A 17,714-nucleotide genomic window follows, 5' to 3' on the forward strand; every position below is an offset into this window, starting at 1 on the left:
CTGGGTGCTTCTGCTCAGCCATCAGAACAATCACGTGGGTTTCGCGGATATCGGTGACGTCGTCGCACAGAACGGGACGTTCACTCCGCCCGCGTGCTGAGGTCCGCCCCGGGAAGTGTCCGCCGGACGGCGAGGACGACGGTGTCGTCGGCGTGCAGGACGACGTCGTGCATCCGGACGGCCAGTTCCCGGGGAAGCTCGCCGATGGGAAGGGCGGCGTGCGCGGGGGCGAGCTCCAGGAGCCGGTCCTGTCCTTCGAGATAGTCCTTGCGGCTTTCGACGAGGCCGTCGGTGTAGAGGAGCAGGGTGTCGCCGGGGTCGAGGGTGTGGTGACGGAGTTCGGGGCTGCCGGGGTCGGGGAAACCGATCCCCCGGCCGACGACCGGGGCGCGCAGCAACCGCGCTTGACCGTCCACAGTGGCCAGTACGGGAGCGGGGTGGCTGCCGTTGGCGAGGGTCAGTTCGCCGGTCGCGGGGTCGATCCTGGCGAGGATCACGGTCGCCATGAGGTCGGGTTCGATGGTGGCGAGGGTGCGCGCGGTATGGGCGATGAGGTCGCGGAAGGGGTGGCCCTCCAGTGCGAGGGTGCGGATCGCGTGGGTGACGGTGAGGGCGTGGCGGGTCGAGGTGACGCCGTGCCCGACGGCGTCGACGAGGGTGATGTGCAGGTGGCCGCCGGGAAGGACGAACCAGTCGTAGAGGTCGCCGCCGGTGGGGGAGTCCTGGTCGGTCGGCGAGTAGTGGACGGCCAGTTCGAGCCCCGCCACGGCGGGCGGGCCGGGCCGTAGCGCGTCTTCGAGTTCGCGGAAGATGACGGCGTGCGCGCGGCGGAGTTGTTCGTCGCGTTGTTCGAGTTCGATGTACATGGCCAGCACGCCGCTGTTGGTTTCGGCGAGTTCGTGTTTGAGCTCCCGTTGTTCCTGGGCGAGCGCGTCGGCGCGGGCGATGAGCGCGAGGGTCTCCTCGTCCGTGGCCCGGTCGTCGGCGGCCGGGACGGGACGCCGGGCGGTTCCCGTGGGGAGGTGCCAGGTGAGGCTCGTGTCGTCTTCGGCGTCGGGCAGCAGCGGGAGCGTGTTGCGCCGTGGCCGTCCGACCGGGCGGGGGAGCCGGACGGTGACGGCCAGCAGGCCGTCGGTGGTGCTGCTGTCGACCGTCACTTCCGTGCCGGTGTCGAAGGCCGGTTCGGCGAGCAGGGTCGCGGCCATGACGAGCCGGGCGCGGTCTTCGAGGGGGACGCCTGCTTCGGCGCAGACGGTACGGAGGCGGCGGCGGAGCCGGGCGAGGAGTGGGTGCATCAGGTGAGCTGGTCCGGGTGCAGGGCGATCATGGCGGCGTCGTCGCGGGGGTTGCGATGACTGTGGGCGAGAAGGGCGGCCAGCAGCAGCGCGTTCGCCGGCTGCGTGGCGCTCGCCGGTGCGCGCCAGGTGTGGTCGACGCCGTCGGTGTGCAACACGACGAGGTCGCCCGCGGCGAGCGCGGCGTGCCGCACCTGGGCGGCGGGCAGGGCGTAGCCGACGACACCGGGGATGCTGAGCAGCAAGCGCGATCGGCCGTCCCCGCTGAGCGTCGTGCCGCTGATGTTGCCGACGCCGCAGAATTCGAGCCCGCCGGAGGTGATCCGGGCGAGCGCGACGGCGGCGCCGCGGGTGGTGCGCAGGGCGCGGTGCATGGTCGCCAACTGATGGGGGAACGGGCGATCGGGGTTCTGGCGGAACACGCGGATCGCCGTGTCGGCGGCTTCGGCGGCCTCGGGCCCGTGGCCGAGGCCGTCGACGACGACCGCGGCCCAGCCCCCGGACAGTTCGGCGAGGGCGACGGCGTCGCCGCAGTGGTCTTCCCCGTCGCGGGGGAGGCAGAAATGGCCGACCGCGGCGGCGGGCCCGGCCGGTGTCCCGGGGAGGAGGACCCTGGCCGCGGCCAGCGTGCCGGACCGGGGCGCCGAACGGATCCGGAAGACGGTGGCCATCCTGCCGACCGCGCCGAGGCCGGTGCCGAGCGTGCCGGTGGTGGTGTTGCCGTCGACGAGCCAATGTCCGACGTCGGCCATCCCCGGGCCGTCGTCGGCGGACAGGACGTCGATGCCGAGCCCGATCGCGGGCCGCTGCACGACGATCGAACCGTTGATCGCGTGCCGGTCGAGGTTCCCCGCCAGCTCCGAGGTCACGACGGCGGCGCGTTCGGTGAGCACCGAGGGCAGCCCGACCGCCCGTCCGGTTTCGCGAGCGGTCCGTGCGGCGGCGTAGACGGCGCTGGCGTGGTCGACGCGCAGGTGGCGCGAGGGCGGGGGAACCACGATGCCGGTCATGGTTTCCAGCGCGTGATCGTGATGGTCGTGCCCCTGCCGGGAGCGGTGTCGATGGTGAATTCGTCGACGAGGCGGCGGGTGCCGCCGAGGCCGTGGCCGAGTCCGGCGCCAGTGCTGAAACCGTCGGTCATCGCCTGGCCGACGTCGGCGATGCCGGGCCCGTCGTCCCGGACCCGCAGCCGCAGCCCGAGCCGGCCGCGGTCGTCGCGGAGCATGGTGATCGTCATGGTCCCGCCGCCACCGTGGATGTAGGCGTTGCGGACCAGTTCGCTGGCCGCGGTGACGATCTTGGTCTGGTCGACGATCGAGAACCCCGCGGCGACCGCGCTGGACCGCACGGCGTGCCGGGCGGTGAGCAGATCCTCTTCGGCGCGGACGGCGTGTTCGAGGGGCGGGACGTCGCGTCCAGGGTCGGTGAGTTCGTCAGGGAGCATGGGGCGCCTCGGCGGGACGGCGCCAGCCCAGCAGTTCCATCGCCTGTTCCGCGTTGAGCGCGGTCCGGACGCCGGTGAGCTGGAGTCCGAGTTCGGACAGCGTGATCGCGACCGCGGGGCGCATCCCGGCGACGATCATCCTGGCGCCGAGCAGGCGCCCGGTATCGGCGAGCTGCATCAGGACCCGTGCGACGAACGAGTCGATGATCTCCAGCCGTGAGATGTCGATGATGACGCCGCGGATGTCTTCGTCGGCGATACGGGCGGTGAGCTCTTCGGTGAACCGCAGGGCGGTCTTGTCGTCCAGGTCGCTGAGGAGACCGGTGAGCAGGATGTCGCCGAGCCGGAGGATCGGCAATCCCGCCTGGGCGCTCACACCGTCACCGTGCTCGCGTGCGTGCTGTCGCCGATGAGCCGCATCGCGGTGGCGAGCGCGTCGGCGAGGGAACCGCGGGTGACGATATGCGACAGGTCGATACCCAGCTGGGTGATGGTCTGCGCGATCGACGGGCGGATGCCGCTGACGACGCATTCCGCGCCCATCAGCCGGACCGCGCTGACGGTCTGCAGCAGGTGCTGGGCGACCGCGGTGTCGACGGTCGTCACGCCGGTGATGTCGATGATCGCGACCCTGGCTTCGTTGGTCTGGATAGCCTCGAGGAGGTTGTTCATCACGACCTGCGTGCGGGCGCTATCGAGGGTGCCGATCAGGGGCACCGCCAGCACGTGCCGCCACAACCGCACGACCGGGGTGGACAGTTCGAGCATCTGGTCGTGCTGCTGGCGGATGATCTGTTCCCGCCCGGTGACGTAGACCGCGAAGGTCAGCACACCCGCACTGTCGAGCAGTTCGCTGACCAGCAGTGCCGCCCGGTAGCGCAGGTCTGCGTCCTCCGTGTGCCGCTCGACGGCGGCCAGCATCATGCGTTTGAGCGACAAGATCGCCAGGGCGGTGGCCGACGGCTCGGCGCCCGCGCGGGCCCGGCGCTGCGAAAGGGAGATCAGCGCGTCACGGACCGCGCCGTCCCGCGCCACGATCCGGTCCGCGGGCAGTGCCGTGCCCAGCGCGGCACGCAGGGCTTCGAGCAGTTCGGCCGCCTCGCGGCGGAGATCCTGCTCGGGGTGCGCCGCGGCGGGCGGTTCGAGCTGACGGCGGACCCAGTCGTCCACCAGCGTGGTGTGGTCGTCGTCGAGGGTCTGCGTCAGCAGCTCCCGAACGGGGGCATCATCCGTCCCCAGCACCGTTTCCTCCTGCGGTTTGGGGCGCGCTCTGCTGTACGCCGATGAACTGTTGTCATATAACAACAGTTCGAGAGTACTCCCGCAACAGTGGGGCCTCACGGCGCCCCGCTGCCGACCTCGTCCCCGGCGCCGGCGGCGTGGTATTCCCGCAGTCCGGCGGCCAGCGCGGCCCTTCCGGCGGGCGACATCTTCTCCAGTACCGCCTCCACGTTCTCCCGCCGCCGGGCGCGGATCTCCCGCAGGTAGGCGCGGCCGCGTTCGCTCAACCGCAGCGTGAGTTCGCGGCGGCTGCGGGTGCTCGGCAGGCGTTCGAGGAAGCCGACCGCTTCGAGGCGGTCGCAGAGCCTGCTCACCAGCGGCGGGGTCGAGCCGAGCAACTCGGCCAGGGTGCGCAGGTTCAGCCCGTCGTGGTGGTCCAGGGCGATCACCGCGCGCAGCTGGGCGGTGGACAGCGGCCGCGGGGAGACGTCCTGCACCCGCTCGACCACGAATTGGAAGAGGTCGGGCAGGTCGAACACCGCAGCCGTCCCGTTCGGGGTTGGCTGCTCGCGAGACCGATCCACGGTGTCCACTCTGGCATCCTTATGCTCGTCCCTGCAGCACAGCTCACGCGAATCGCCGTAGACCGGCACGCCGGAGCGGCGCAGACTCAACAGATTCGACGTGTGCCGCCCGGTGCGCGATCCGGGTGAGCGGGAGGCGGGGCGTTGGACAGATCCCTGGCGGTGGAGCGGCTTTTGCGGGACGTCCCTCCTCATGACCTGCCCGCCGCCCTGCGGTCGGCCCTCTCCGAGCACTTCGGGGCACGGGCGGTCGAGCTGCTGATGGCCGATTACGCCCTCACCGAGTTGTGCCAGGTGAGCACGCTGCCCTACACGTCGGACCCGATCCCGGTCGAGGGCACGGTGCCGGGGGCGGCGTTCGTCGCGCAGGCCGCCACGTTCGGCCACGACGGCGCGAGCGTGACCGGGTACCTGCCGGTCAGCGTCCGCGGTGACCGGCTCGGAATCCTCGCGGTGACCCTGCCCGAGGAGCCGGAGCCGCCGGTGTGGGCCGAACTCGAACGGTTCGCCGAAGCGCTGGCGCACGAACTGTTCGTCGCCGACCGAGACACCGATCTCTACATCCAGGCCAGGCGTTCTTCGCGGCTGACGCTGGCCGCTGAGATGCAATGGCAGCTCCTGCCCGGCCGGGCCTGCACCCGCGCGGAATTCGCTCTGGGCGGCCAGCTCGAACCCGCGTACGCCATCTACGGCGACTGCTTCGACTGGTCGGCCTCCGCCCACAAACTCGCCGTCACGCTCATCAACGGCATGGGAGAGGGCAGCGAAGCCGCGCTGCTGACCAACCTCGCCGTCAACGCCCTGCGCAACGCCCGCCGCGCCGGAGTCGCCCTCGACGCCCAGGCCGAACTCGCCGACCAGGCGCTCTACGCGCACTATCGCGGCGCGCAGCACGTCTCGGCGTTGCTGCTGGAGTTCGACCTCTCCACCGGAATGGCGGACGTCGTCGACGCGGGGTCGCCGCGCCTGTGGCGGCTGCGGGACGGGAAGGCCGAGCAGGTCCACTTCGACGAACAACTGCCGCTCGGCACGTTCGAGGACACCCTCTACACCGCCCAGCGATTCCAGGCCCTCGACGGCGACCGGTTCGTGTTCGTCAGCGACGGCGTCTATGACGCGGCCGGGCCGCACGGTGACCGCTACGGGGAACACGAACTCGCCGAGGCGGTCGTCGCGACCGCCGACCTGCCCGCCGCCCATGTCCCGGGCTCCGTGCTGCGGGAGCTGTCCACCCGCCGCCACGGCGAGCAGGCCGAGGACGACGCGATGGTGGTGTGCCTCGACTGGTTCGGGCCGACGCCGCGTTCGGGCCCGGGACCCACCCCCGCCGTCGCACTGGGTTCGCGCTAGGGATCAGGACGCCGTGTCCCGCCGGAGCGCGGCGGGCCGCCACACCATGTCCACCCGCGTACCGTGCGCACCGGTGTCGATGGTCATCTGGTCGGTGAGCTCGTCGATCAGGTTCAGGCCACGACCACCGGAAGCGGGTTTGTCCGTCCGTGTCCGGGATGCGGGGATGCCGTCCCCCGTGTCGGTCACCGTTACCGTGATCGCGTCGCCCGCCCAGTCGGCGTAAAGCCGGACCCAGCCTCGCCCGCCGGGGTAGGCGTGCACCGCCGTGTTGGCCAGCGCCTCGTACGTGGCGATGGTGATGTCGTACTTGCTGTTCGCGTCGATGGGCAACGGGTCCAGCCAGTCCCTCAGCTTCCGGCGGAGCAGGGCCACCTCGCCGGCCAGTGCCGGGACGAGTTCCTCGAAGGCCGACTTCACGGCCGGGTCGATCGGTGCGCCGATGACGGCATCGGCCTTCGGATCGGCCGCGTCGGCGTCACTCGTCTCCGTGCTCGGATCCGGAGTATGTCGATACACGATCTACTCCTTCCTGTTCGCCCGCGTCCCCCATGGCCGCCGGCGTCATGGCACTGGATACCCACGATGTCCCATTCCTACCCGTGACGGTTTCGCCCCCTGTCCGAACTCGCGTGATCAGCGGCGTAACTCACGTGATCGGAGGCGCAACTCGCGTGATTGGAGGCGTAACTCGCCCATCTCGAGTCATCCGGCCCAGACACGCGAGATACGCGCGGAAACACGCGAGATACGCCTCCAATCACGCGAGATACCCCTCCAATCACGCGAGTTACGACTTCGGGCACAGGGCTAGCGTGTAGCGCTACCTAGGTAGGACTGCTACATTGCCCGGCGTGGATCAGGACCGGCGCGGCCAGTGGTTGAAGGGTGTGCTGGCGCCGTGCGTGCTGGCGCTGGTCGCCGAGCGCGAGTCCTACGGCTACGAGCTGGCCCAGTCGCTCGACGCCGCCGGGCTGGGCCCCATCCAGGGCGGCACGCTGTATCCGGTGCTGCTGCGGTTGCAGCGGTTCGGCCTGGTCACCGCGAGCTGGCGGGACGGGTCGGCCGGGCCCGCGCGCAAGTACTACCGGATCACCGCGGAAGGCCGGGAAACACTGCGGCACGCCACTTCTGACTGGCAGGAGTTCTCCGCCGGGGTGGCCTCGATCTTGCGGGAGGGAAGATGAACCACGACGGATGGCTTTCCACGCTGACGCACGAACTGCGCCGCCGGGGCGTCGGCGGGGACGCGGCGCGGCAGGTGGTCGCGGAGGCGGCCGTGCATCTGCGGGAGAGCGGCGGAGATCCGGTGCGGGTCTTCGGGCCGCCCGCCGCGTACGCCTCGGCCGTGGCCGAAAGCGTGGGACGTCCCCGGCGTCGTCCTGGCGAGGTGCTGTTGGAAGCCAGGGGTATCACGAAGAAATACGGCAGGCGGACCGTGCTGGACGGCGTCGACCTCGTGGTGCGCTCGGGTGAGATCGTCGCGGTGATCGGGGCGAACGGCTGCGGCAAGAGCACGTTCCTGAGCATCTGCGCTGGGATCACCGGCCCGGACAAGGGTGAGGTCCGCGTACGCGGCTCGCTCGGCTACTGCCCGCAGGATGGCGGCACCGCGGACTTCCTCGACGCGGGAGAGCACTTCGTCCTCATCGGCGCCGGGCGCGGGATGGCCCGTGAGGAGTCGGCGCGGATCGGCGCCGCCCGTGCCGCGGCGCTGGACTGGACACCCGGACGGGGCACTCAGGCACGTCACCTTTCCGGTGGGACCAGGCAGAAACTGAACCTCGTGCTGGCCGGGCTCGGTGAACCGGACGTGCTCCTGCTCGACGAGCCCTACCAGGGTTTCGACAAGGGCACGTACCTCGACTTCTGGCACCAGGTCTGGCAATGGCGCGAGGCGGGCAAGGCGATCGTGGTGGTGACCCACCTGCTCGACCGGCTGGACCGCGTCGACACGGTGCTCGAACTCTCCCCGGCCAGGAAGGCTGTCGCGTGAAGAAGATCCTGACGGTCGCCGAGATGTCGCTGCGCGAACTGCTGCGGCGCCGGTCGGTCCTGCTGATCCTCCTGCTGCTGCCGCTGGTGTTCTACCTGAGCAGGCGCGGTGACCACCTCGGACAGTCGATCCGGTTCGTCTGCCTCGGCCTCGGCTGGGCACTGAGCACCGCCGCGCTGTTCGCCGGCAGCGCGAGCCGCGCCATGGAGCCCCGGCTGCGGCTTTCCGGCTACCGCTCCCGCGACCTGTACCTCGGCCGCTTGAGTGCACTGTGGACGGTCGGATTCCTGTTGTCCGCCCCGTACTTCGTGCTGATCCTCGTCGACCAGCACGACGTCCGGTACGGCTCGGTCGCCGTGGTCATGGTGCTGACGGTCGCCGTGTCGGCGCCGTTCGGGCTCCTGCTCAGCGCGGTCCTGCCCAGGGAACTCGAAGGCACGCTCGTCCTGCTGGCGGTCGTCGGCCTCCAGATGATGGCCGATCCGTCGAGCCTGATCGCGCGGCTGCTGCCGTTCTGGTCCAGCCGTGAGATCGGCACCTACGCCATCGACCACACGGACATCGGCTACCTGACCAGGGGTGTCGCGCACGGCATGGCGGCGTTCGTGCTCCTGCTCGGCGCGGTCGCCGTCGTGTCCGGCTTCCGCCTGCGGCGCCGTTCACACCTCACGTTCGTCTAGGCCGTGTCCGGCAAGTCTGTTCGCGGTCTTCGCGCCCAGGCGGCCCCTGACGGCACGGGCGGATGCGGCCGAGTACGACCCGGTACGAGGCCGATCCGCCCGCACCGCCAGGGACCGCCTGGATCACGAAGCCCATCGAACAGACTTGCCGGACACGGCCTGGACGGCTGATATGTTGCGGCCCATGTCAGAGCCCAACTCCACTGAGGACAGCCAAGGCGCCGCTCCACCGGGCCGGACGGGCAAGCGCATCGCCGGCGGTATCTTCCTGATCCTCGCGTCGATCGCCTTGTTCTACACGGCGATCGACGCGCTCGCCGATCCGAGCGGCGTGGTCTCCCGTTCGTCGAAATCGGCGCGCAGCCCGGACACCGACGCCGAGGCGCAGTTCGGCGGCTTCATCCTCCTCATGTTCGGGATCACGGTGCTGGGCTTCGGCATCGGGATGATCGTTTCCAAGGGGCCTCTCTTCGCGAAGAGAAAGGACTGAGCCTCAGCCGCCGTCCCCGACCTTGGACGGATGCGCCGCCAGCGGCGTGACCGCGATGTCCATGTACGGGAACAACGGCAGCCCGGACAGCAGCGTGTGCAGCTCGTCGTGGTCGGCGACGTCGAGGATCGAGAAGTTCGCGTACTCGCCCGCGATCCGCCACAGCTGCGGCCACTTGCCCTCGCGCTGAAGCTGTTGGCTGTACGCCTTTTCGCGGGTGATGAGGTCGGCCCGTTCCGCCGCGTCGAGATCGGGCGGCAGGCGGACGTCCATGCGCACGTGGTAAAGCATCGATCACTCCGAAGTGGATGGCGGTCAGGGACGTTCGGGGTCGAGGACGAAGCCGTACTCGACGGTCTCGCCGTCACCCGACGGATGCGGGTCGAGCACGAGTTCCGGTTTGACCGCCGAAGCGATGTCGTCGTCGTTGTGCTCGTCGCCGGGGAAGTACAGCTGGGCCGTGAGCAGCTCGTGCCCGGGGGCCGAGACCTTGACGTGCAGATGCGCCGGGCGCCACGCGTGCCAGCCCGTCGCGGCGATGAGCTTGCCGCAGGAACCGTCGGTCGGGATCTGGTACGGCGCCGGGCGCACGGTGTGGATCTCGAAGCGGCCATCGGCGTCGGCGGTGAAGCTCGCGCGCAGGTTCCACTCCGGGATGCCCGGCGCGAACTGGGAGTAGAAGCCGTCCGCGTCGGCGTGCCACAGCTCGACCTTCGCGCCGCTCAACGCCGTGCCGTCGGTGGAGGTGACCCGGCCGGTCCAGACGAGCGGTGTGCCGGGCTCGTCCTCCCGCATCGGGACCGGACCGCGGGCGCCCTGCTCGGGCGCGCCGGGCACGTAGTACGGCCCCTCGATGGTGCCCTTGTTGCCCTCGCGGTGCTCGGTGGCTACCTCCTCGACGACGTGCTCCACCCAGACGTCGAGGAACAGCGGCCACTCCCCGTCCTCGCCGACGCCGATCAGCCACGACTTGAGCGCGTTGTACTCGTCGTAGGTGACCTTGTGCTTGCGGATCGTGCCGTGCACGGCTTCGAGTACCTCCCTGGCCAGCAGGCTGACGCGCTCCTTGGGTGTTCCGGCGACGCCGGCGAACTTGTCGCTCTTGAACCGTTCCGTCGCATTGGCGCCGGACGCGGCCGCGGTGGCCGACTCGTGGATGGCGGTCATGAATCCTCCTTGATTCGTGGTGGGCGTCAGTGGTCCTGGCGGTAGTGCCGGAGCTTCTCCGGATCGATTTCGGCACCGAGACCGGCACCGGGACGGACGGTGAGCTCGCCGTCGACGACCCGCAACGGCTCGGTGAGCAGGTCGTCGCTCATGTCGAGGAAGTTCGAGAGTTCGCCGGGGCGGCGGGACGTCAGCTCGTAGGCCGAGCCGAACGCGACCGTGCACAGCGAGCCGAGCTGGCCGTCGATCTGGTTGCCCATCACGACTTCCAGGCCGAGCCCTTCGGCGAGGTGGTGGGTGCGCTGCGAACGGGTGAAACCGGTGCGGGCGGTCTTGATGCTGATCGCGGTGGCGGAGCCGCCGAGGATCTCGCGGGTGACGTCGGCCGGGGTCACCGCGGATTCGTCGGCGATGAACGGCACGTCGAGCTGCCGCACGAGCCAGCGCCTGCCGAGGACGTCGTCGGCGGGGCACAGCTCCTCGGCGAAGAGCAGCCCGAGGTCGGCCATCTCGCGCATCGCGCGGGCCGATTCGGCGGCGGTCCAGCCGCGGTTCCCGTCGACGTAGAGGTCGACGGCCTCGCCGAAATGCTCCCGCAGCGCGCGCACGACGGCGGTGTCGAGCGACGCCGGACGACGGCCGACCTTGACCTTGAAGGTGGTGATGCCGTGCGTCTCCCGCATCCGCTCGGCCTCGGCGACCATCGCCGACGGCTCGTCGAAGCCGAGCATGTGGGACACGCGCATGCGGTCGGTGTAGCCGCCGAGCAGCTCGGTGACCGACACGTCGAGGCTGCGCCCGAGCGCGTCCCAGACGGCCATGTCGATCGCGGATTTCGCGGTCGGGTTGCCGACCGTGCGGGCGAGCCTGGTGTGCACCGTTTCGCGGTCGAGCAGGCTGAGGCCGACCACCTGCGGGGCGAACAGGGAGTCGATCACCGCGATGATCCCCGCCTGCGTCTCGCCGTAGGTGAACGGGCGTGGGGGCGCCTCGGCCACGCCGACGACGCCGTTGTCGGCGTGCACCCGCACGAGGACGTGCTCGGCGACGTGCACTTCGCCCGAGGCGAACTTCAGCGGTTTCCGGTACGGGATGGCGAACGGGATCGCCTCGACTCGCGTGATCTTCATCAGGTGCCCTCTGGGGTGGGGAAGACGTCCTCGAGCGCGTCGAGGACCGTCGTGACGAGCGGGGACGGGGTTTCGCGGTGCCACGCCAGCGCCAGCTCCACGGTCGCCGCTCCGGCGAGGTCGCGGAACACGACACCGGCCAGGGGCAGCGCCCTGGCCGAGGCGGGCACCACGCCGACCCCGAGGCCGCCGGCGACCAGCGCCAGCAGGACCGCGGTCCCGGAGGCTTCATGCAGCTGATGGGGCGTGAGCCCCGCCTCCCGGCAGCTGCGGGCGACGGCGTCGTACACGACGGAGTTGCGCCGGTCGTAGGTCACGAGTGGTTCGGTCCGCAGGTCCGCCATCGCGACGACGGGTTCGGCGGCCAGCCGGTGGTCGGCGGGGACGGCGAGGATCAGCGGCTCGCTCTCGATCACCCGGAAGCCGATGTCGTCCCCGGTGACCGGCGGGCGGAGCACCCCGATGCCCAGCGTCCCGGTGCGGAGGCGCTCGCACTGCTCGGCGGTCAGGAGATCGGCGCGGATCTCCAGCTCCACGTCCGGCACCCGCTGGGCGAGCGCCCTGGCCAGCCGCGGCAGATGGGAGAACGCGGCGGTGCCGGTGAAGCCGACCCGGAGCAGGCCCCGCTTGCCCTCACCGATCCGGCGGACCCCGCGGACTCCCACGTCCAGCCCCGCGAGCACGCGCCGGGCTTCGGCCAGGAAGAACTCGCCCGCCGGCGTCACGCGGACCTGCCGGGTCGTCCTGGCCAGCAGGACGACGCCGAGTTCCTCCTCCAGCTGGCGGATGGTGTGCGAGAGCGCGGGCTGCGCGACGTGCAGCCGCTCGGCCGCCCGGCCGAAGTGACAGGTCTCGGCGACGGTGACGAAGTAGCGCAGGTGACGAAGTTCCATGAGACGCCTCCCTCCGTTGCCTCTGCCGCCGATCCGTCCACGGTACGAAGCGGACTCATCGAAGACAAAGACTTGGTTCCGGCCTATTGATAAACAGCGATTATCAATCGTCAGCGTAGTGCGGGAAGGTGCCGTGATGCCGGGGACACGTCGCGAAAGCCACTTTCGCGACGTCTGATGTCCCGAAAGTGGCTTTCGCGACCGCTGCTGGGCTGTCGTGAGTGTTCGGGTACGACACGGACTGGCTGCCCCACGTGCCGCAGGAGCCCCAGCGGCTGCTGTCCCAAGTACGTGAAGGCCCCCTTCATTGCGCCAGGCGCAATGAAGGGGGCCTTCACGTACTTCAGCGGCGACCCCGCGGAGCGGTAACCCCCGTCCTTCCGGTGACGGACGGGATCGTGTCCGGGAACTCCTTGTCTCCCTTGCTGTCGTGTGCACGACCGGGATGCGCGGCTCCGACTCCAGTTCGTCAGCACGGATGAACTTTCCCGTCGCTCTCGTCGTTCCGCACGAATCGGTGGCGCCGGTCCCCGGCATAGCATCCCGGGAACTGCGGCCGACGCTTCCCGGACACGAGGTGGAACATGGCGAAACTTTCCGAAATCGACGCCTGGTTGGGCCAGAACCTTTCCGCCCTGCTGGCCGAACACCGGGTTCCCGGTGCGGCCGTCGCGGTCCTCGCCGGCGGCGAGGTGATCGAGCACGCGGCGGGCGTGCTGAACAAGGACACCGCTGTCGAGTCCACAGTGGACTCCTTGTTCCAGATCGGCTCGATCACGAAGGTGTGGACGACGACGCTGGCGATGCAGCTCGTCGACGAAGGTCTCCTCGATCTCGACAAGCCGGTCCGCAGCTACCTTCCGGAGTTCGTCCTCGCGGACGACGACGCGGCGTCGCGGATCACCGTCCGGCAGCTGACCTGCCACACGTCCGGTTTCGAAGGCGACATCTTCACCGACACCGGTGTGGGCGACGACTGCGTGGAGAAACTGGTCGCGACGCTGGCGGACGTGCCCCAGCTGTTCCCGCCGGGGGAGATGTTCTCCTACAACAACGCCGCCTACTGCGTGCTCGGCCGCGTCGTCGAAGTGCTGCGGGGCAAGTCCTACGACGACTGCCTGCGTGACCATCTGTTCGCCCCGCTGGGACTGACGCACGCGGCGGCCGGGCCGTACGACGCGATCCGGTACCGCGCCGCGATCGGGCACCTCGCGCCGGAACCGGGCGGCGACCCGCGGCCGGCCGGGATCTGGGCGCTGACCCGGTCGAACGCCCCCGCCGGATCGATGCTCTCGATGCGCCCGCGCGATCTGCTCACCTTCGCGCGGATGCACCTGTCCGAGGGCCGGGCGGACGACGGCACCCAGGTGCTCCGGCCGGAAACCGTGCGATCGATGTGGGAACGCCAGGTCGAGCTGCCCGACCTCGGCCTGATGGGCGGGGCGTGGGGCCTGGGCTGGATGCTTTTCGACTGGCCGGGCGGCCCGGTGATCGGCCACGACGGCGGCACCATCGGCCAGTCGGCCTTCCTGCGGGTGGTGCCGGGCCGCAACGTCGCGGTCGCCCTGCTCACCAACGGAGGCGAGACGCTCCACCTGTACGCGGACATCTTCCGGAAGGTGCTCGGCGACCTCGCCGACGTCGAGGTCCCCGCCCTGCCGGAGCCGAACGCGGCGGCGGCCCCGGCCGACCCGTCCCGGTACGTCGGCGAGTACTCGTCGCGCGTCGCCGACACCGTGGTCACCCAGGACGACGACGGCAAGCTGTGGATCGAGCGGGTGCCGAAAGGGGTCATGGCCGCCACGGGAGGCGAAACCGAGAAGGCGGAGTTGCTGGCCTACAAGGACAACACACTCGTCGCGGCCTACAAGACGCACCCCGGCCTGCACATGCCGCACGCGTTCGTCGGCGATGACGGGAACGGCCGGGCGCTGTACCTCCACACCGGGCGCGCCGACCGGCGGGTGGGCCGGTGAGCCGGATCGCCGACGAGATCGATGCGGTCTTCGCGGCCGCCGGGGCTCGCGGATTCCTGCACGCGCGGGAGGTCGGTGTCTCCGGCGGGCCCGAAGTCGCGGTGGGCGCGGACGATCCGGTCGTGCTCGCGTCGGTCTTCAAGATCCCGGTCGCCGTCGCCTACGCCAGGGAAGTGGTGGCCGGGCGGCTGGACGAGACCGAGCGGACCCGGGTCACCGCCCGGTACCGGATCGGGGGGATCGGCACCGCGGGCTGTGCGGACGACGTCGAGATGAGCTGGCGCGACCTGGCGCATTTCATGCTGACGATGAGCGACAACGCCGCGACCGACCTCGTCTACCGCCGGGTCGGCCAGGAGGCCGTCGACCGGGTGCTCGCCGATCTCGGGCTCGCCAGGACGCGGTTGATCGGCTGCTGCGAAGACCTTTTCTCCTCGGTGATCGCCGATCTCGGCGCGAAACCGGACGACGACCTGGAAGCCGTCTTCGCGGCCGCCACGCCCGAACAGCTGTGGAAGCTCTCGGTGCTCGACCCGGAACGCACGACGGCGTCGACGCCGCGGGAGATCACCGCGCTGCTGGACGCGATCTGGACCGACCGCGCGGGCGACCCGGCCGCCTGCGAAAGCGTGCGGAAGATCATGGCACGGCAGATCTGGCCGCACCGGATGTCGTCCGGTTTCCCCGCCGGGGTGGCGATCGCGGCCAAGACCGGGACGCTTCCCGCCGTCCGCAACGAAGCGGGTGTCGTGTCCGATGTGGACGGTCGCCGGTACGCCGTCGCGGTGTTCACCCGTGCCGGATCCCTTGCCGATCGCCTGCCCGCGGTCGACGCCTCGATCGGCACGGCGGCGCGCCTCGCCGTGGACCACCTTCGCGCACTTTCCGTCGAACCGTAGGAGAACCGCATGAAGACAGCCCGGCTCACCGCCGCCATGGCGGGCGTGGTGGCCTTGACCGTGAGCGCGTGCGGGGGGACGTCGCAATCCGGACAGGACCGGACCGCGAACCAGAAATTGACCGACGGCAAGACCTTCACGATGGGCCTGTCGACCGATCCGGGGACGCTCGACCCGGCCGTCACCGTGCTGTCGATCGCCAGGCAGATCGGGCGGTTCCTCTACGACGGCCTGATCAACCTCGACTCGGCGGGAAAACCGGTCGCGGGGTTGGCGGAGAAATGGGACGCCACGACGACCACGGCGAACTTCACCCTGCGCGACGGGATCAAATGCGCGGACGGTTCGCCGCTGACCGCGCGGGACGTGGCAGCCAACATCAACCACGTCGGTGATCCGGCGACCAAGTCCCCGCTGACCGGCGTCAGTGTCAAGGCGGGGACGAAGGCGGTGGCCGACGACGCGGCCCGGACCGTCACGGTCACCAGCGGGTCACCGGATTCGTTCCTGCTGCGCAACGTGGCCGGGGTGCCGATCGTCTGCGCCAAGGGGCTGGCGGACCGGGCGTCCGTCGCGAAAGGACAGCACGGCACCGGCATGTTCACCATGACCGAGATCGTGCCGAACGACCACTACACCCTGACCCGGCGCAAGGACTACGCCTGGGGCCCCGGCGACTGGAAGAACGAACAGCCGGGACTTCCCGAGAAAGTGGTCTTCCGGGTCGTGCCGAACATGACGACGACGGCGAACCTGCTGTTGTCCGGGGAACTCAGCGCGGCGCAGGTGACCGGGCAGGACCAGCAGCGGTTGCGGTCACAGAAGTTGTTCCACGCCGACATCGTCATGCCGATGGGCGAGGTGTTCTTCAACCAGGCGCCCGGCAGGCCCGGCCAGGACCTGGCGGTGCGGCGGGCACTGACCCAGGCGCTCGATTTCGCCCAGATCGGCAAGGTGCTCACCACCGGCACCGGCCAGCCCGCCAAGGGGCTCGTCACCGGGGAACCGTTGGCGTGTCCCGGTGATTCGGTCAACGGCAAGCTGCCCGCCTTCGACGTTGCCGCCGCGAAATCCGGGCTCGACGCCGCGGGGTGGATGCCCGGCCCGGACGGAGTGCGGGCCAAGAACGGCAAACGGCTCGCCCTCACCGTCGTCTACGGCACCCAGGTCGGGCCGACGATGGTCTCGGCCGCGGAGCTGATCCTGCAGTCGTGGAAGAACATCGGGGTCGAGGCCACGATCAAGGCCGTCGACGGTCCCGGTGTCAGCCAGGTGCTGTTCGGCACCGGCGAGTGGGAGGTTTCGCTGGCACCACTGGGATTCGTCCTGCCCAGCCAGGCCATTCCGTTCGTCTCCGGCGCGAAACCGCCGCAGGGTACGAATTTCGCGTATATCGAGAATCCCCGGTACACCGAGCTCGTGGGCAAGGCGTCGGCGCGGACGGCCGAAGCCGGTTGCGGTGACTGGCTGGCCGCCGAATCCGCGCTGTTCGAACGGCTCGACGTGGTGCCGTTCGTGAATTCGACCATCCCGACCTTCGCGAACGGCGCGCGGTTCGAGATGAACCAGGGCCAGATCCTGCCGTCGTCGATCCGGATGTACTCCTGATGACGAGCGCCGTCGCGACGGCCGGCCCGCGCAGCAGCCCTTGGCTGTCGTTCGGGATCCGCCGGCTCGGCCGGTTCGCGGTCTCGTTGTGGGTCCTGGTCACCACGGCGTTCCTGATGATCCAGCTGATCCCCGGCGACCCCGTCCGCGCGGCGCTCGGGCTGACCGCGCCCGCCGAGCTGGTGAACGCCCGGCGGGCCGCGCTCGGCCTCGACGACCCGCTCTGGAAGCAGTACGCCGACTACCTCGCCGGTCTCTTCTCGGGCGACTGGGGAACGTCGATGACCACCGGGGTACCGGTCGCGGACGTCATCGGCGACCGGCTCCCCGCGACCCTGCAACTGGCGCTGCCCGCCTTCACGGTGGTCATCGCGGTCGCGATCCCGCTTGGCCTGCTGTTCGCAGTCCTGACCAGGGGCGGCCGCCGTCGTGGCGGGGAACTGGCGTTCACCTCGACGACGGTCCTCCTGGCCGCGATCCCGGAGTTCCTGGTCGCGGTGGCGCTGGTGGCGTTCTTCGCGGTCCGCCTCGGCTGGTTCCCGGTGGCGGGCAGCGAAGCACCGGGCGCGCTCGTGCTCCCGGTGATCGCGCTGGCGCTCGGCCCGGCGTCGGTCCTCTCCCGTATCGTCCGCGTGGAGACGCTTTCCGTGCTGGGCAACGATTTCATCCGCACCGCGCGGGCGAAGCGGCTGCCCGCGCGGCTGGTCTACCTGCGGCACGCGATGCCGAACGCGCTGACCGCGACCCTGACCATGGGCGGGCTGATGCTGACCGGGATGGTCGCCGGGACGGTGCTGGTGGAGAACGTGTTCGCCTGGCCGGGCCTCGGTTCCACCATCACGCAGTCGATCCTGCAGAAGGATTATCCGCAGGTCCAGGGAATCGTGCTCGTCTACGGCATCGGTGTCCTGCTGGTGAACCTGGCGGTGGACGTGCTGCTGGCCGTCCTCGATCCGCGTTCGACGATCCGGGAGGACTGAG

20 protein-coding genes are annotated in these 17,714 nt (G+C 70.2%); 9 read left to right on the forward strand and 11 right to left on the reverse strand.

Annotated features, from left to right (window positions below; genetic code table 11):
* Positions 1-80 precede the first annotated feature (80 nt).
* The 6 genes from H4W30_RS03040 to H4W30_RS03065 form a co-directional block, all read right to left on the reverse strand.
* Positions 81-1,295, reverse strand: coding sequence for a PP2C family protein-serine/threonine phosphatase (locus tag H4W30_RS03040; RefSeq protein WP_192741380.1), 1,215 nt, complete (start codon positions 1,293-1,295; stop codon positions 81-83).
* Positions 1,295-2,305: a SpoIIE family protein phosphatase gene (locus H4W30_RS03045; RefSeq protein WP_192741381.1), complete on the reverse strand. Its 1,011-nt coding sequence runs from the start codon at positions 2,303-2,305 to the stop codon at positions 1,295-1,297. The genes H4W30_RS03040 and H4W30_RS03045 overlap by 1 nt, the downstream gene beginning before the upstream one ends.
* Positions 2,302-2,739, reverse strand: coding sequence for an anti-sigma regulatory factor (locus H4W30_RS03050; protein ID WP_192741382.1), 438 nt, complete (start codon positions 2,737-2,739; stop codon positions 2,302-2,304). The genes H4W30_RS03045 and H4W30_RS03050 overlap by 4 nt, the downstream gene beginning before the upstream one ends.
* A complete protein-coding gene (locus H4W30_RS03055; protein WP_192741383.1) occupies positions 2,729-3,115 on the reverse strand; it encodes an STAS domain-containing protein in 387 nt (128 codons plus the stop codon). The genes H4W30_RS03050 and H4W30_RS03055 overlap by 11 nt, the downstream gene beginning before the upstream one ends.
* Positions 3,112-3,981 carry an STAS domain-containing protein gene (locus tag H4W30_RS03060; RefSeq protein WP_192741384.1) on the reverse strand — a complete coding sequence of 290 codons (870 nt, stop codon included), beginning with the start codon at positions 3,979-3,981 and terminating at the stop codon, positions 3,112-3,114. The genes H4W30_RS03055 and H4W30_RS03060 overlap by 4 nt, the downstream gene beginning before the upstream one ends.
* Before the next feature lie 95 nt (positions 3,982-4,076).
* Positions 4,077-4,553, reverse strand: a complete 477-nt coding sequence (locus H4W30_RS03065; protein ID WP_192741385.1) for a MarR family transcriptional regulator — start codon at positions 4,551-4,553, stop codon at positions 4,077-4,079.
* A 135-nt stretch (positions 4,554-4,688) separates the two neighbouring features.
* Between H4W30_RS03065 and H4W30_RS03070 the strand changes: the two genes are divergently transcribed.
* Positions 4,689-5,894 carry a PP2C family protein-serine/threonine phosphatase gene (locus tag H4W30_RS03070; RefSeq protein WP_192741386.1) on the forward strand — a complete coding sequence of 402 codons (1,206 nt, stop codon included), beginning with the start codon at positions 4,689-4,691 and terminating at the stop codon, positions 5,892-5,894.
* Between the two features lie 3 nt (positions 5,895-5,897).
* Here H4W30_RS03070 and H4W30_RS03075 read toward each other — a convergent pair whose 3' ends face one another.
* On the reverse strand, positions 5,898-6,413 hold the full coding sequence (locus tag H4W30_RS03075) for an ATP-binding protein (protein ID WP_318780517.1): 516 nt from the start codon (positions 6,411-6,413) through the stop codon (positions 5,898-5,900).
* Between the two features lie 335 nt (positions 6,414-6,748).
* Here H4W30_RS03075 and H4W30_RS03080 point away from each other — a divergent pair, with 335 nt between their 5' ends.
* The 4 genes from H4W30_RS03080 to H4W30_RS03095 all read left to right on the forward strand — a co-directional run bounded on the left by H4W30_RS03080 (position 6,749) and on the right by H4W30_RS03095 (position 9,060).
* Complete coding sequence (locus H4W30_RS03080; RefSeq protein WP_192741387.1) at positions 6,749-7,081, forward strand: PadR family transcriptional regulator; 333 nt, start codon at positions 6,749-6,751, stop codon at positions 7,079-7,081.
* Positions 7,078-7,890, forward strand: coding sequence for an ATP-binding cassette domain-containing protein (locus H4W30_RS03085; RefSeq protein ID WP_192741388.1), 813 nt, complete (start codon positions 7,078-7,080; stop codon positions 7,888-7,890). The genes H4W30_RS03080 and H4W30_RS03085 overlap by 4 nt, the downstream gene beginning before the upstream one ends.
* Entirely contained in the window at positions 7,887-8,570 is a 684-nt protein-coding gene (locus H4W30_RS03090) for an ABC transporter permease (RefSeq protein ID WP_192741389.1), read from the forward strand. Before H4W30_RS03085 ends, H4W30_RS03090 begins: the two co-directional genes overlap by 4 nt.
* A 145-nt stretch (positions 8,571-8,715) precedes the next feature.
* Positions 8,716-9,060, forward strand: a complete 345-nt coding sequence (locus H4W30_RS03095; protein WP_192741390.1) for a hypothetical protein — start codon at positions 8,716-8,718, stop codon at positions 9,058-9,060.
* Positions 9,061-9,063: 3 nt separating this feature from the next.
* On the opposite strand, the gene catC is transcribed toward H4W30_RS03095, so the two are convergent.
* From catC to H4W30_RS03115, 4 genes are read right to left on the reverse strand one after another with little or no spacing between them, the layout of a single operon-like run.
* Positions 9,064-9,351, reverse strand: coding sequence for a muconolactone Delta-isomerase (catC, locus tag H4W30_RS03100; protein WP_192741391.1), 288 nt, complete (start codon positions 9,349-9,351; stop codon positions 9,064-9,066).
* Between the two features lie 24 nt (positions 9,352-9,375).
* On the reverse strand, positions 9,376-10,227 hold the full coding sequence (catA, locus tag H4W30_RS03105; RefSeq protein ID WP_192741392.1) for a catechol 1,2-dioxygenase: 852 nt from the start codon (positions 10,225-10,227) through the stop codon (positions 9,376-9,378).
* A gap of 26 nt (positions 10,228-10,253) precedes the next feature.
* Positions 10,254-11,357, reverse strand: a complete 1,104-nt coding sequence (locus tag H4W30_RS03110; protein ID WP_192741393.1) for a mandelate racemase/muconate lactonizing enzyme family protein — start codon at positions 11,355-11,357, stop codon at positions 10,254-10,256.
* Positions 11,357-12,250 (reverse strand): LysR substrate-binding domain-containing protein, encoded by an 894-nt coding sequence (locus H4W30_RS03115; protein WP_192741394.1) that lies wholly within the window; start codon positions 12,248-12,250, stop codon positions 11,357-11,359. Before H4W30_RS03115 ends, H4W30_RS03110 begins: the two co-directional genes overlap by 1 nt.
* 584 nt (positions 12,251-12,834) lie before the next feature.
* On the opposite strand from H4W30_RS03115, the gene H4W30_RS03120 reads away from it, so the two are divergent.
* Genes H4W30_RS03120 through H4W30_RS03135 form a run of 4 tightly spaced genes read left to right on the forward strand, consistent with a single transcriptional unit; the run spans position 12,835 to position 17,713 of the window.
* Positions 12,835-14,226 carry a serine hydrolase domain-containing protein gene (locus H4W30_RS03120; protein ID WP_192741395.1) on the forward strand — a complete coding sequence of 464 codons (1,392 nt, stop codon included), beginning with the start codon at positions 12,835-12,837 and terminating at the stop codon, positions 14,224-14,226.
* Positions 14,223-15,125, forward strand: coding sequence for a serine hydrolase (locus tag H4W30_RS03125; RefSeq protein ID WP_192741396.1), 903 nt, complete (start codon positions 14,223-14,225; stop codon positions 15,123-15,125). Before H4W30_RS03120 ends, H4W30_RS03125 begins: the two co-directional genes overlap by 4 nt.
* A 9-nt stretch (positions 15,126-15,134) precedes the next feature.
* The gene (locus tag H4W30_RS03130) at positions 15,135-16,733 is read left to right on the forward strand and encodes an ABC transporter substrate-binding protein (RefSeq protein ID WP_192741397.1); all 1,599 of its coding nucleotides are present in this window, start codon (positions 15,135-15,137) and stop codon (positions 16,731-16,733) included.
* Positions 16,733-17,713 (forward strand): ABC transporter permease, encoded by a 981-nt coding sequence (locus H4W30_RS03135; RefSeq protein WP_192741398.1) that lies wholly within the window; start codon positions 16,733-16,735, stop codon positions 17,711-17,713. Before H4W30_RS03130 ends, H4W30_RS03135 begins: the two co-directional genes overlap by 1 nt.
* The last annotated feature ends 1 nt before the right edge of the window (position 17,714 follow it).

This window comes from Amycolatopsis roodepoortensis, assembly GCF_014873915.1.
Lineage (GTDB): Bacteria > Actinomycetota > Actinomycetes > Mycobacteriales > Pseudonocardiaceae > Amycolatopsis > Amycolatopsis roodepoortensis.

Coding starts and splice junctions, on each gene's coding strand:
- H4W30_RS03040 (WP_192741380.1), bottom strand. CDS start 1,295: ATGCACCCACTCCTCGCCCGGCTCCGCCGCCGCCTCCGTACCGTCTGC.
- catC (WP_192741391.1), bottom strand. CDS start 9,351: ATGCTTTACCACGTGCGCATGGACGTCCGCCTGCCGCCCGATCTCGAC.
- H4W30_RS03115 (WP_192741394.1), bottom strand. CDS start 12,250: ATGGAACTTCGTCACCTGCGCTACTTCGTCACCGTCGCCGAGACCTGT.
- H4W30_RS03120 (WP_192741395.1), top strand. CDS start 12,835: ATGGCGAAACTTTCCGAAATCGACGCCTGGTTGGGCCAGAACCTTTCC.
- H4W30_RS03085 (WP_192741388.1), top strand. CDS start 7,078: ATGAACCACGACGGATGGCTTTCCACGCTGACGCACGAACTGCGCCGC.
- H4W30_RS03050 (WP_192741382.1), bottom strand. CDS start 2,739: ATGCTCCCTGACGAACTCACCGACCCTGGACGCGACGTCCCGCCCCTC.
- H4W30_RS03130 (WP_192741397.1), top strand. CDS start 15,135: ATGAAGACAGCCCGGCTCACCGCCGCCATGGCGGGCGTGGTGGCCTTG.
- catA (WP_192741392.1), bottom strand. CDS start 10,227: ATGACCGCCATCCACGAGTCGGCCACCGCGGCCGCGTCCGGCGCCAAT.
- H4W30_RS03045 (WP_192741381.1), bottom strand. CDS start 2,305: ATGACCGGCATCGTGGTTCCCCCGCCCTCGCGCCACCTGCGCGTCGAC.
- H4W30_RS03110 (WP_192741393.1), bottom strand. CDS start 11,357: ATGAAGATCACGCGAGTCGAGGCGATCCCGTTCGCCATCCCGTACCGG.
- H4W30_RS03135 (WP_192741398.1), top strand. CDS start 16,733: ATGACGAGCGCCGTCGCGACGGCCGGCCCGCGCAGCAGCCCTTGGCTG.